Source organism: Streptomyces sp. NPDC013317, from assembly GCF_055563155.1.
Window position 1 is genome coordinate 73,584 of record NZ_JBVHDX010000020.1, and the last position, 13,177, is coordinate 86,760.

Consider the following 13,177-nt stretch of genomic DNA (forward strand, 5'->3'; position numbering starts at 1 on the left):
AGCTCGAGAGATGCAGCAGGCACCTGTGCTGACGAGCGCGGCGGACCCCGCGTCGGCGGCCTGGCAGGCCAATGAGGCGGCGCACCACGAGCTCTCGGCCACACTCCGCGCCAAGCTCGCCGCGGTGGCGCTCGGCGGTGGCGAGAAGGCGCGCGCCCGGCACACCGCGCGCGGCAAACTGCTGCCGCGCGACCGCGTGGACACGCTCCTGGACCCGGGTTCCCCGTTCCTGGAGCTGGCCCCGCTGGCCGCGAACGGCATGTACGGCGACGCGGCACCGGCCGCCGGCGTCATCGCGGGCATCGGGCGGGTCTCCGGCCGTGAGTGCGTGATCGTCGCCAACGACGCCACCGTCAAGGGCGGCACGTACTACCCGATGACGGTGAAGAAGCACCTGAGGGCCCAGGAAGTGGCGTTGGAGAATCGTCTCCCCTGCCTCTACCTGGTGGATTCGGGCGGCGCCTTCCTGCCCATGCAGGACGAGGTCTTCCCGGACCGCGAGCACTTCGGCCGGATCTTCTACAACCAGGCCCGGATGTCCGGCGCCGGCATCCCGCAGATCGCGGCGGTCCTCGGCTCCTGCACGGCCGGCGGCGCGTACGTCCCGGCGATGAGCGACGAGGCCGTGATCGTACGGAACCAGGGCACGATCTTCCTCGGCGGTCCGCCGCTGGTGAAGGCCGCGACCGGCGAGGTCGTCACGGCGGAGGAGCTCGGCGGCGGCGAGGTGCACTCCCGTACGTCCGGGGTCACCGACCACCTCGCGGAGGACGACGCCCACGCGCTGCGCATCGTCCGGAACATCGTCGCCACCCTGCCCGCGCGGGGCGAACTGCCCTGGTCGGTCGAGCCGGTCGAGGAGCCGAAGGTGGACCCGGCCGGGCTCTACGGGGCGGTTCCGGTGGACTCCCGTACGCCCTACGACGTCCGCGAGGTCATCGCGCGGATCGTGGACGCCTCCCGCTTCCAGGAGTTCAAGTCCGAGTACGGGCAGACGCTGATCACCGGCTTCGCCCGGATCCACGGTCACCCGGTCGGGATCGTCGCCAACAACGGCATCCTCTTCGCCGAGTCCGCCCAGAAGGGCGCGCACTTCATCGAGCTGTGCGACCAGCGCGGCATCCCGCTGCTGTTCCTGCAGAACATCTCGGGCTTCATGGTCGGCAAGGACTACGAGGCGGGCGGCATCGCCAAGCACGGCGCCAAGATGGTGACCGCCGTGGCCTGTACGAGGGTGCCGAAGCTGACCGTCGTCGTCGGCGGCTCGTACGGCGCGGGCAACTACTCCATGTGCGGCCGGGCGTACTCGCCGCGCTTCCTGTGGATGTGGCCGAACGCCAAGATCTCGGTCATGGGCGGCGAGCAGGCCGCGTCCGTCCTCGCGACGGTCAAGCGGGACCAGCTCGGCGACGAGTGGAGCGCGGAGGACGAGGAGGCCTTCAAGGCCCCGATCCGCGCGCAGTACGAGACCCAGGGCAACGCCTACTACGCGTCGGCGAGGCTCTGGGACGACGGGGTCATCGACCCGATGGAGACCCGCCAGGTGGTGGGCCTCGCCCTGACGGCCTGTGCCAACGCGCCCCTGGGTGACCCCCAGTTCGGCGTCTTCCGGATGTGAGGGAGTCCATGTTCGACACAGTGCTCGTCGCCAATCGCGGCGAGATCGCGGTCCGGGTCATCCGCACCCTGCGCGCGCTCGGCGTGCGTTCGGTGGCGGTCTACAGCGACGCCGACGCCGACGCGCGCCATGTGCGCGAGGCGGACACGGCGGTACGGATCGGTCCGCCGGCGGCCTCGGAGTCGTACCTCTCGGTCGAGGCGCTCCTCGACGCGGCGCGCCGCACGGGCGCACAGGCGGTCCACCCGGGCTACGGCTTCCTCGCCGAGAACGCGGGCTTCGCGCAGGCGTGCGCGGACGCGGGTCTGGTCTTCATCGGCCCTCCGGCGTCCGCGATCTCCCTGATGGGCGACAAGATCCGGGCCAAGGAGACGGTGAAGGCGGCGGGCGTGCCGGTCGTCCCCGGTGCGGCCGACCCGGAACTGGAGGCGGCGGCGCGCGAGCTGGGCGCCCCGGTCCTGCTGAAGCCCTCGGCGGGCGGCGGCGGCAAGGGCATGCGGCTCGTCCGCGACCTGTCGACGCTGACCGAGGAGATCGCGGCGGCCCGGCGGGAGGCGCGCTCCTCCTTCGGGGACGACACGCTGCTCGTGGAGCGGTGGATCGACCGGCCCCGGCACATCGAGATCCAGGTCCTGGCGGACGGCCACGGCAACGTGGTGCACCTGGGCGAGCGCGAGTGCTCGCTCCAGCGCCGTCACCAGAAGATCATCGAGGAGGCCCCGAGCGTCCTGCTGACGCCCGAGATCCGCGAGGAGATGGGTGCGGCGGCGGTCGACGCGGCCCGTTCGTGCGGATACGTGGGCGCGGGGACGGTCGAGTTCATCGTGCCGGGCGGGGACCCGTCCTCGTACTACTTCATGGAGATGAACACCCGCCTCCAGGTGGAGCACCCGGTCACCGAGCTGATCACCGGCATCGACCTGGTGGAGTGGCAGCTGCGCGTCGCGGCGGGCGAGAAGCTGGGCTTCGGCCAGTCGGACGTCCGCCTGGACGGCTGGGCGATCGAGGCCCGCATCTGCGCCGAGGACCCCGCGCGCGGCTTCCTCCCCTCGGGCGGCACGGTCCTGGCACTGGGCGAGCCCCAGGGCGCGGGCGCGCGCACGGACTCGGGCCTGAGCGTGGGCACGGAGGTCGGCAGCCTCTACGACCCGATGCTCGCCAAGGTCATCGTCCACGCGGAGGACCGCCCCACGGCCCTCCGCCGCCTCCGCGCGGCCCTCGCCGACACGGTCACCCTGGGCGTGCAGACGAACGCGGGCTTCCTCCGCCGTCTCCTCGCCCACCCGGACGTCATGACCGGCGACCTGGACACGGGCCTGGTGGAACGGGACGCGGAGAGCCTGATCGACGGGTCCGTACCGCCGGAGGTGTACGCGGCGGCGGCACTGGTACGCCAGTACCCGGCGGCGACGGCCACGGCGGGCGCCTGGGCCGACCCCTTCGACGCCCCCTCCGGCTGGCGCCTCGGCGGCAGGCCCGCCTGGACCCCGCACCACTTCCGCGTGCCGGGCCACGACCCGGTGGCGATCCGCGTACGCGGCACGGCGACGAGCGCCGAGCTGCGGCTTCCCGGGGACCCCGACGACACCGGGGCGTCGCCGGGCGGGGTGGGGGAGATCTCCGCCCACCACGCCACCGTGCACCTCGACGGCGTCGTCCACCGCTTCCACCTCGCCCCTTCCCCCGAGGGCATCTGGCTCGGGCGGGACGGGGACTCCTGGCACGTCCAGGACCACGACCCCGTCGCCGCCGCCCTGACCGGCGCCCGTCACGGCGGTGCCGACACCCTCGCCGCGCCCATGCCCGGCACCGTCACCGTCGTCAAGGTCGCGGTCGGGGACGAGGTCGAGGCGGGGCAGAGCCTGCTCGTCGTCGAGGCCATGAAGATGGAGCACGTCATCTCCGCCCCGCACGCCGGCACCGTCACCGAGCTGGACGTCACGCCCGGCTCCACCGTCGCCATGGACCAGATCCTCGCCGTGGTGACCCCCAGGGAGGAAGCATGACCACGGGCCTGCCCATGCACGTGCCCGCGCCCGGGCTCCCCGCCCGGGTCCGGATCCACGAGGTCGGCCCGCGCGACGGCCTGCAGAACGAGAAGACCGTCGTCCCGACCGCCACGAAGGCCGAGTTCGTGCGGCGGCTCGCCGCCGCCGGGCTCTCCACCGTCGAGGCGACCAGCTTCGTCCACCCCAAGTGGGTGCCTCAGCTGGCGGACGCGGAGGAGCTGTTCCCGCTCCTCCAGGGCGTCCCGGCCCGGCTGCCGGTCCTCGTGCCCAACGAGCGCGGCCTCGACCGCGCCATGGCCCTCGGCGCCCGAGAGATCGCCGTCTTCGCCTCCGCCACGGAGTCCTTCGCGAAGGCCAACCTCAACCGGACCGTCGACGAGGCCCTCGCCATGTTCGAGCCCGTCGTCACCCGTGCCATAGAGCAGGGTCTCCGCATCCGCGGCTACCTCTCCATGTGCTTCGGAGACCCCTGGGAGGGGGCCGTCCCCGTCGAGCAGGTCGTCCGCGTCACCAAGGCGCTGGCCGAGATGGGCTGCGACGAGCTGAGCCTCGGCGACACGATCGGCGTCGCCACGCCCGGTCACGTCACCCGGCTCCTCCAGGCCCTGAACGAGGCCGGGGTGCCCACCTCCCGCCTGGCCGTGCACTTCCACGACACCTACGGCCAGGCCCTCTCGAACACCCTCGCCGCCCTCCAGCACGGCGTCACCACGGTCGACGCCTCCGCCGGCGGCCTCGGCGGCTGCCCGTACGCCAAGAGCGCCACGGGCAACCTCGCCACCGAAGACCTCGTGTGGATGCTCGACGGCCTCGGCGTCGAGACCGGGGTCGACCTGGCCGCCCTCACCGCCACCAGCGTGTGGATGGCCGAGCAACTGGGCCGACCGAGCCCGTCCCGTACCGTCCGCGCCCTCTCCCACAAGGAGTGACGTACCCATGTCCCTCGACCACCGGCTCTCCGAAGAGCACGAGGAACTCCGCCGCACCGTGGAGGAGTTCGCGCACGACGTCGTCGCGCCCAAGATCGGCGACTACTACGAGCGCCACGAGTTCCCGTACGAGATCGTCCGCGAGATGGGCCGCATGGGCCTGTTCGGCCTGCCCTTCCCCGAGGAGTACGGCGGCATGGGCGGCGACTACCTCGCCCTCGGCATCGCCCTGGAGGAGCTCGCCCGCGTCGACTCCTCCGTCGCCATCACCCTGGAGGCGGGCGTCTCGCTCGGCGCGATGCCGGTCTACCGCTTCGGCACCGAGGAGCAGAAGCAGGAGTGGCTCCCCCGGATGTGCTCGGGCGAGATCCTGGGCGCCTTCGGTCTGACCGAGCCCGGCGCGGGCAGCGACGCCGGCGGCACCCGCACCACCGCCGTCCGCGACGGCGACGACTGGGTCATCAACGGTTCGAAGTGCTTCATCACCAACTCCGGTACGGACATCACGGGTCTGGTCACCGTCACCGCCGTCACCGGCCGCAAGCCCGACGGCCGCCCGCTGATCTCCTCGATCATCGTCCCCTCCGGCACCCCGGGCTTCACCGTCGCCGCGCCCTACTCCAAGGTCGGCTGGAACGCCTCGGACACCCGCGAGCTGTCCTTCGACGACGTCCGTGTCCCGGCGGCGAACCTGCTCGGTGAGGAGGGCCGCGGCTACGCGCAGTTCCTCCGGATCCTCGACGAGGGCCGGATCGCGATCTCGGCGCTGGCGACCGGGCTCGCGCAGGGCTGTGTCGACGAGTCCGTGAAGTACGCGAAGGAACGTCACGCCTTCGGCCGGCCGATCGGCGACAACCAGGCCATCCAGTTCAAGATCGCGGACATGGAGATGCGGGCGCACATGGCCCGGATCGGCTGGCGGGACGCGGCCTCGCGCCTGGTGCTCGGCGAGCCGTTCAAGAAGGAGGCCGCGCTGGCGAAGCTGTACTCCTCCACGGTCGCCGTCGACAACGCCCGTGAGGCCACGCAGATCCACGGCGGCTACGGCTTCATGAACGAGTACCCGGTGGCCCGCATGTGGCGCGACTCCAAGATCCTGGAGATCGGGGAGGGCACGAGCGAGGTCCAGCGCATGCTGATCGCCCGCGAGCTCGGCCTCTCGGCCTGACCGTCCCCCGCGAACGCGCCGGGCTTCCCTCGGATCCCGAGGGGAGCCCGGCGCGTTCGCGATGTCCCTTGAGAGAGTGAGGTCATGACCACGTACGAGACGATGGCGTACCACCTGGAGACCGAGCGGCTGATCCTGCGGCCGTGGGCCGAGTCGGACGCCGAGGAGTTCTGCGACCTGCTCGCCGAGCGCGGCAAGGGGAGGCCTCCGGTGGAACGCATCCGGTCGTCCATAGCGGAGCTTCTCGCAGCGACGGAGAACACGGGGATCGCTCTGCTCCCCGTCCAGCGGCGCGAGGAGGGCGACTTCATCGGCTACTGCGGGTTGATCATCGGCCGCACCACCCTGGAGGAGCCCGAGATCGCCTACGAGTTGTTCCAGCGCGCGCACGGGCGCGGTTACGCCACCGAGGCGGCCGGCGCGGTGCTCGACGCCGCGATCGCGACCGGGCGGAAGCGGCTCTGGTCGACCGTCGGCACGTGGAACAAGCCGTCGCTCCGCGTGCTGGAGAAACTCGGCTTCGAGCGGGACCACCTCTCCATGGAGGAGAACGGCGAGGTGGCCTGGCTCACGCGCTCGTTGCCGTGAGCCAGGAACCGGATCAGGGCCGATGCCGTACGAAGGTCAGGTAGCCGAAGCCCTCGCCCTCCTGCGGTGCCCGGGTCCATGACCGGGTGGTGAAGGTGGGGAGCCTGCCGTGGGTCAGCGCGAAACGGGGCAGGGAGAGGCCGAGTTCGGTCTGCAGGGCCTCCAGCACCCGCAGTTCGCGGTCCGTCTCGGAGTCCTCCGGGCGGCACAGCCGTGCGGGGTCCAGCGCCGCGGGTATCGCGCCGGAGCGCTCGACCTCCGCGCCCCGCAGGGTGAACGCGTAACGCTCCTCGCCCCGTTCGGCCACCGAGAGGTGGAAGGCGGCCGGCGACGAGCTCCTCGGCTCGCGCCACACCACCACCGCGCGCTCCCCGGATACGGAGGCGGCCTGCGCGGGCGACCGGAACAGGTTGCCCGGTTGACCGTGGGAGTGGCCGTCGAAGGCGAACGCCCACCCCTCGGCCGTGCGGCCTGCGGCGACCACGGCCCGGTCCTCCCAGAGTTCCACGCCCTCCCGCTCATGCGGCCTCGGCGCCCGCCGGAACACCTCCCCCGCATCGGTGGGCGCGCTCAGTTCCGCGCCCTCCTCACCGATCAGGGCGGGCAGTTCGGTGGGGTCGGTCGCCTCGACCCAGACACAGCGGTAGGCGTCGAGCGGTCGCCCGTACTTCGCGGGTCCGGTCAGCCAGGCGAGACCCGGCGGGTCGAGATCGGGCGCGGTCTCGAGAGCGGGCCCCTTCTCCCCCGCTCTCGGGGTCGCGAGGATCTCCCGCCCCCGCTCCGGGGTGACCAGCGGACCCAGGACCGGATCGGCGAGCAGGCCGAGGGGAGCGACGAGCGAGGGCCCGGGCGCCTCCCACAGCGGCAGCGCCTCCCGCAGCACCCGCCACGCGGCGTCGGTCGCACCCCAGCGGGCCGACTCCCGCGCCTCGGCGACGGCCCGGCCCCACGCACCGTCGGGCGCGTAGCGATACGTGCCGTCCCGCAGCGCGCCCAGTACGTCCTCGGCGGTGGGGCGCGGCACCCCGCGGGCCGCCATCATGCCGAGCCAGTGGTCGTCCCCGCCCAGCCTCCAGTCCCCACGGGCCGGCGTCATGGCGTGGACGGGCAGCAGCTCCGGCAGGTACCGCGGGTCGGCCACCAGCATGCCGTAGTCCTGCGCGCCGGCGGGAGCCGTCAGGTGCCGGAGCTGGTTGAACAGGACGGCGCTCCCCGGCCGCCCGAAGGACCGGGCCTCCTCCAGCAGGGGCAGGGCCTCCTCGTACCGTCCGCGCAGGACGAGCCGGTGGGCCTCCTCCACCCGGGCGTCCTGCGCACGCGTGGTCGCGTTCACGAAGTCGGGCCGCTCCACCCGGTCCGCGTGGAAGCCGCGGTACATGGCCTCCATGTACGCGCGGAACGACGGGTAGCGGTCCGGGAACTCCCCGCCCCAGCCCTTGTAGACGTAGAGCGCCCACTCGCCGTCCTGGTCGGTGTCGCCCGGGTCGAGCAGGGCGTGCGACATGTCGGAGTCCGTCTCCAGCCGCAGCGCCCGCCGCCACATCCCGGCCAGCAGGACGTCCTCCTCGCGCGGGTCGTCGCCGAGGTTCTCCTCGTACATCGGCGTCATGTCGAAGGGATCCCCGAACCAGTCGATGTCCGCGGCGCCACCGAGCTGGTAGATCCCGGCCGGCTGATCCACGTGCCATCCGTCGCTGACGGCCAGGAACTCCCGGTACGAGGGCGGCAGACGCCGCCCCAGTCGCTCCTCGGCGGCGGCGATCGCCGACTCTTCGGCGGCGGGACGGGCGGGCGAGCCGGAGCCCAGACCGCCGTCCTCACCCTCCTCGTCCTCCGCGTCGGCGCGCGGAACCCACTCCTGCTGCCAACGCGAGAGGAACTCATGCCAGTTGAAAGATCCGCCACTCATGCCCGCATGGTGCCATCCGCCACTGACACCGGGCCTCGTGCGATCGTGCCGCCTGCCGGACGACCGCGAGACCGCGGTTCCGGGCAGGACGGGTCACTGGCGGTTGAGATTCCGGGTCACTCCGGCAGCGACGGTCGTGGCGAGGATCCAGCCTGCTGCGATGAGCAGGTAGGACAGCCACTGGTGGGGGCCGGTGGGAGTGAACGCCTTCTCCTGGCCGAAGTCGACGATGGGCAGGAGCAGGTCGAGGACGTAGACGACGGGGTTGAACTCCGGTCCTTTGCCCCGTTCGGCCCGGGGCGGGTGGTCGAGACCGAAGGCGACGGAGCCGAGGACCAGCAGGGCGAGGAGCCAGGCCATGGCACGCGTGGGGCGGAAACCGTAGCCGACGGTCGCGTCCTGGAGGTGGCCCCAGAGCTTGCCGTACCAGGGCAGCGTGGTCCGGTGTCGGCGTTGCTTGGCGAGTTGGACGGTGCGGGCCTCGGCGTCGTCACCGACGCGGCGGTACACGGCCGCGAGTTGCTCGTAGGCGTGGGGCACGAACCCGTCTTCGTCCCGCTCGAGCAGTGCGAGTCGTTGTTCGGCGGGCAGGCGCGGAGCGAGGGTCTCGTACGTCATGCCTTCCAGACGTACCGTGGCTGGCCAGACCTCGGGCTTGGCGTGGATGACCTTGAAGTTGGCGTAGTGCATCCTGACGTCGCCGGAGACCGGCGCCGCGTCCCAGAGCGAGAACCCCAGTGCCTCACAGCTGCTGACTCCCAGTGCGACACCTCCCGGGTTGCTGAGCCGGGCGTCGATGAAGGTCAGCCAGCCGGCGACCTTGGCCGCGGTGAGCCTGACGCGGCCTTCGGCCCGGAGGCCGCCCGCGTTGAGTCTCGCCCCGACCGTGAGGTGGGCGGCGTCGAGGGCATCGCCGCTCGGGTTCCTGATGTGGGCGTCCTCGAGATCGAGACCGCCCTCGATGCGGGCCGCTTGCAGGCGTATCTCGCCGAGTGCCACCAGTCCGGGAGCCCAGACGTCGTTGCCGACGGAAGCACGGCTGAGCTCGAGCGCGGGCCCGCCGCCGGCGCCGAGGCGGGCGCGGTCGAGGAAGATTCCGCCCGTGACCTGTGCGCTGCCCAACTGCACGCTGCCGGGGATACGGCAGTCGGTGAGCCGCAGGGCGTCGTCGACGCGTATGCCGGTGGCTCTGAGGGCGGGGACGTACGACGAGCTGAGGTCGAGCAGGCTGGTCTGTGTTCCGTGGAGTTGCGGTGTCTGCTCGAAGCGGCACGCGGTGAGGCGGACGGGGTGGGGTATCTGCGCGTACTGGAGGTTCAGGACACCGACGATGCGGGCGCCGGCGAGGTTCAGGGCGGGGACTTCGCCGGGTTCGGACCGATCGCCGAGGAGAAGGGTGCGGAGGACCTCGGCGCGGACCGTGCGCTCCGGACCCCAGCCTCGAGGATGCTCGGGATCCTCGTCCTGAGCCTGGCGGAGGTCGATCGGTTCACCGCGGGGGAACGCCTGACAGAGGCGGCGTTCCAGCGGGGTCAGATCCATGATCTCCACGTGCGGGACCCTACCCGTGGCCTCGTCACCCACGATCAGCTCTGCGCCTCCTCGCGGCGTCCGAAAGCGGCCGCGTCGGGTACGACGAGCAGCTTGCCGGTGGTACGCCGAGCCTCCAGATCGCTGTGGGCCTGGACGGCCTCGGACAAGGCGTAGCGGCCCGTCACGGTGACCTCGAGCGCCTTGGAGCGCACCCACTCGAACACATCGGCGGCCCGTCGGAGCAGTTCGGACCGATCGGCGATGAAGTGCCCGAGGCTGGGCCGGATCAGGGTCAGCGAACCGCCGTGGGCGAGCCGCATCGGATCAAACGGAGGCACGGCACCACTCGCCGCGCCGAAGAGCACGAGATGGCCGCGGGTTCGCAGGCTGGCGAGGCTCGCATCGAAGGTGTGCGCGCCGACGCCGTCGAAGACAACCGGCAGTCCCTGACCGCCGTTGAGCCGCCTCACCTCGGCTGCGAGATCGTCGACCGCGGAGGAAAGGATCACCTCGGCGGCCCCGGCACGCTTCGCCAGCTCGGCCTTCACCGTGGTCGACGTCGTGCCGATCACCCTGCCGCCGAGATGGGTGATGAGCTGGGTCAAAAGGAGCCCCATGCCACCAGCGGCCGCATGCACGAGCACCGTGTCGCCCCCCTGAACCGGGTAGGCGTCCTTGACGAGATAGTGCGCGGTCATGCCTTGGAGGAGTACGGCGGCGGCTGTCTCGAAGCCGATGTCGTCGGGCAGCGGCACCAGCCGGGAGGAGTCCACGACGGCCCGCTCGGCATACGTGCCGGGAATCTCCACCCAACCGACCCGGTCCCCGACTGCGACGTCAGCGACGCCGGGTCCCACTTCGACGACCGTGCCGGCGCCCTCAGCGCCCGGGGTGAAGGGCAGCGGCAGGCTGTACCGGCCTTCGCGGTGGTAGACGTCGAGGAAGTTGACCCCGGATGCGGCGACCTCCACGATCGCCTCGCCCGGACCCGGCCGCGGCTGGTCCACCTCGACCTCCTGCAGCACCTCGGGACCGCCCACTTCGTACACCTGAATCGCTCGCATGGCCCCTCCAACAACGAATAACGGCTCGTCCCCCACCAACCCCGTCGACGGCGATCCGATTCCCGGCGGGCGAACCACCCGCAAGCCGCGTCCCCGACCTGACGAGGCAATACCTCTAGACCTCGGGGAGGGAAGGGTCGGGCGTCCACGGGGTGGGGGCGGTGAGGGACCACCGCTCGTGGTCGCGCCAGGCGCCGTCGATGAAGAGGTAGTCGGGCGACATGCCTTCGTACCGGAAGCCCAGACGCTCGACCAGGGCCAGCGAGGCCTTGTTTCCGGGCTGGATGTTCGCCTCCAGTCGGTGGAGGCGCAGTTCGTCGAAGGCGTACCGCAGGACGAGGGTGAGCCCTTCGGCCATGTATCCCCGCCCCGCGGACGGGGCGAAGGCCGCGTAACCGAGGGACGCGCCCTGGTAGCGGCCCCGGATGATCGAGTTGATGTTGACCATCCCGGCGGCCTCGCCGGTCTCCCGGACCCTGATCAGGTAGCCCCGGTTGCCGCCGTCCTCGAAACGGCGCATCCATGCATGGAACTGCTGCGCGTTCGCGGGGAGTTGCATCCACGGCGCGTGGAGCTCGGCACTGGCCCGGACGAGCGAGCAGAACTCGTCCTGGTCATCGAGGGTGAGCGGACACAGTTCGACTCGGGAGGGCGTGGTCTCGGGCATGGGCCCATGCTAGGCCGGGCCGAGGAGCCCCCGGGAGGTGGCGGCCACGAAGGCGCTGAACGCGGCGGGACTGGCCGGGAAGACAGGCCCGTCGGGGTTCTTGGAGTCGCGGACGGCGATGTGGGCGGCGCGGTCGGCCGACGCAGTCACCGCCGGTGTCACCGCTGTACGAGGATTCACGCCACGCGGCGGCGCCGAGGGGGGCGCACTCGATGCACTGCCCACCGGTGTCGCCGCTGTACGAGGACTTTTGAGCGAGTTGGTTTCGCATGACCGCAGGCCCGCCGACTTCCTGGCGCGGGACGGTCTCGCTCATCACCACCCAGTTCAAGGGCGGGGTGCACCTTTCCAGGATCCGCTGGCGTTCGACACGGGCAGCGACCTTGGCGTCGAGGTCGTCCTCCGTCCGAGCCCCGAGGACTGCCCTCGCATACGCGGGCGTCTGGAGCAGACCGTCGACAAGTTGCGCCTGGAACGAGTGGATACAGGACGCCTTGTGCGACGCAGCGAGCTTGCATATGCCTTCGGCATGTGACGTAGAGCCCAGCGATCACCCCTACTGATCGACCTGAGGTTAGGCTAACCTACCTTCGACTTGCCCAGGCCGAACCCCAGCTCGGCTCGTACCGAAAGCGACTTCGCCATGCCCAGCAACGCCCGAGCCACCCATCTCACCCGTCGCGGCCTGCTCGCAGCGGGCGGCGCCCTCGGGCTCGGCGCCGCGCTCGCCGCCTGCGGCAGCGAGACCAAGGGCGGCGACTCCGCCGGCTCCTCCGAGAAGGCCGGTCCGTGGAAGTTCACCGACGACCGCGGCACCGCCGTCGAGGCGAAGTCCACCCCGAAGAACATCGTCGCCTTCACCGGAATGGCCGCCGCCCTCAAGGACTTCGGCATCGAGGTCAAGGGTGTCTTCGGGCCGACCACGGTGAAGGACCCGAAGACGGGCGCGGAGACGCCGGACGTGCAGGCCGGTGACCTCGACGTCAAGAAGGTCAAGATCCTCGGCAACGTCTGGGGCGAGTTCAAGATCGAGGAGTACCTCAAGCTCAACCCGGACCTTCTCATCACCGACATGTGGGAGAAGAACGACCTCTGGTACGTCCCGGCCGAGCAGAAGGACAAGATCCTCAAGGTCGCCCCGAGCGTCGCCCTGTGGGCCGCGGACAAGTCGATGCCGACCGTCCTCCAGCGCCACGCCGACCTCGCCGCCTCCCTGGGCGCCGATGTGAAGACCAAGCAGATCCTGGCCGACAAGGCCCGCTTCGAGGCCGCCGCCGAGCGCGTCCGCCAGGCCGCCAAGGGCAAGAAGGACATCAAGGTCCTGATCGGCTCCGGCTCCCCCGACCTGTTCTACGTCTCCACCCCGGTCCGGCCGACCGACACGCTCTACTTCCAGGAGCTGGGGATCAACATCATCACGCCCGACAAGCTGGACCAGGGCGGTTGGTTCGAGGGCCTGAGCTGGGAGAACGTCGACAAGTACAAGGCCGACGTCATCCTGCTCGACAACCGCACCTCGGCGCTGCAGCCGGAGGCCCTCAAGGCCAAGCCGACGTGGGCCGCGCTGCCCGCCGTCAAGGCCGGCCAGGTCTACCCGCGCGTGACCGAGCCCATCTACTCGTACGCCAAGTGCGCCCCGCTCCTGGAGGACCTGGCCAAGGCGCTGGAGAACGCGAAGAAGGTGGCCTGACC

Annotated in this window: 11 protein-coding genes and 1 pseudogene; 6 read left to right on the top strand and 6 right to left on the bottom strand. The window is 71.3% G+C overall.

Going from position 1 to position 13,177, the window contains the following annotated elements:
* Window positions 1-10 precede the first annotated feature (10 nt).
* From ACZ3IJ_RS33795 to ACZ3IJ_RS33815, 5 genes are all read left to right on the top strand, one after another.
* Window positions 11-1,618, top strand: a complete 1,608-nt coding sequence (locus ACZ3IJ_RS33795) for a carboxyl transferase domain-containing protein (protein ID WP_467474675.1) — start codon at window positions 11-13, stop codon at window positions 1,616-1,618.
* Between the two features lie 8 nt (window positions 1,619-1,626).
* Window positions 1,627-3,624, top strand: coding sequence for an acetyl/propionyl/methylcrotonyl-CoA carboxylase subunit alpha (locus ACZ3IJ_RS33800; protein WP_467474677.1), 1,998 nt, complete (start codon window positions 1,627-1,629; stop codon window positions 3,622-3,624).
* Entirely contained in the window at window positions 3,621-4,556 is a 936-nt protein-coding gene (locus ACZ3IJ_RS33805) for a hydroxymethylglutaryl-CoA lyase (protein WP_467474679.1), read from the top strand. The genes ACZ3IJ_RS33800 and ACZ3IJ_RS33805 overlap by 4 nt, the downstream gene beginning before the upstream one ends.
* Window positions 4,557-4,563: 7 nt before the next feature.
* Window positions 4,564-5,724, top strand: a complete 1,161-nt coding sequence (locus tag ACZ3IJ_RS33810; protein WP_158987554.1) for an acyl-CoA dehydrogenase family protein — start codon at window positions 4,564-4,566, stop codon at window positions 5,722-5,724.
* Between the two features lie 84 nt (window positions 5,725-5,808).
* Window positions 5,809-6,312: a GNAT family N-acetyltransferase gene (locus ACZ3IJ_RS33815; protein WP_467474682.1), complete on the top strand. Its 504-nt coding sequence runs from the start codon at window positions 5,809-5,811 to the stop codon at window positions 6,310-6,312.
* Between the two features lie 13 nt (window positions 6,313-6,325).
* Here the strand turns inward: ACZ3IJ_RS33815 and ACZ3IJ_RS33820 are convergent, their stop codons facing one another.
* The 6 genes and pseudogenes from ACZ3IJ_RS33820 to ACZ3IJ_RS33845 all read right to left on the bottom strand — a co-directional run.
* Window positions 6,326-8,221: an SMI1/KNR4 family protein gene (locus ACZ3IJ_RS33820; protein ID WP_467474684.1), complete on the bottom strand. Its 1,896-nt coding sequence runs from the start codon at window positions 8,219-8,221 to the stop codon at window positions 6,326-6,328.
* A gap of 93 nt (window positions 8,222-8,314) precedes the next feature.
* Complete coding sequence (locus tag ACZ3IJ_RS33825) at window positions 8,315-9,763, bottom strand: membrane-associated oxidoreductase (RefSeq protein WP_467474716.1); 1,449 nt, start codon at window positions 9,761-9,763, stop codon at window positions 8,315-8,317.
* Window positions 9,764-9,807: 44 nt separating this feature from the next.
* Window positions 9,808-10,818, bottom strand: coding sequence for a quinone oxidoreductase family protein (locus ACZ3IJ_RS33830; protein WP_467474686.1), 1,011 nt, complete (start codon window positions 10,816-10,818; stop codon window positions 9,808-9,810).
* A gap of 115 nt (window positions 10,819-10,933) precedes the next feature.
* Window positions 10,934-11,485, bottom strand: a complete 552-nt coding sequence (locus ACZ3IJ_RS33835; protein ID WP_467474688.1) for a GNAT family N-acetyltransferase — start codon at window positions 11,483-11,485, stop codon at window positions 10,934-10,936.
* A 9-nt stretch (window positions 11,486-11,494) separates the two neighbouring features.
* Window positions 11,495-11,635, bottom strand: a complete 141-nt coding sequence (locus ACZ3IJ_RS33840) for a DUF397 domain-containing protein (protein ID WP_467474690.1) — start codon at window positions 11,633-11,635, stop codon at window positions 11,495-11,497.
* A 115-nt stretch (window positions 11,636-11,750) separates the two neighbouring features.
* Window positions 11,751-12,032: pseudogene (locus ACZ3IJ_RS33845) on the bottom strand (Scr1 family TA system antitoxin-like transcriptional regulator); the annotation flags it as partial.
* 96 nt (window positions 12,033-12,128) lie between these two features.
* Between ACZ3IJ_RS33845 and ACZ3IJ_RS33850 the strand changes: the two are divergent.
* Window positions 12,129-13,175 (top strand): ABC transporter substrate-binding protein, encoded by a 1,047-nt coding sequence (locus ACZ3IJ_RS33850; protein WP_467474692.1) that lies wholly within the window; start codon window positions 12,129-12,131, stop codon window positions 13,173-13,175.
* Window positions 13,176-13,177: the final 2 nt, after the last annotated feature.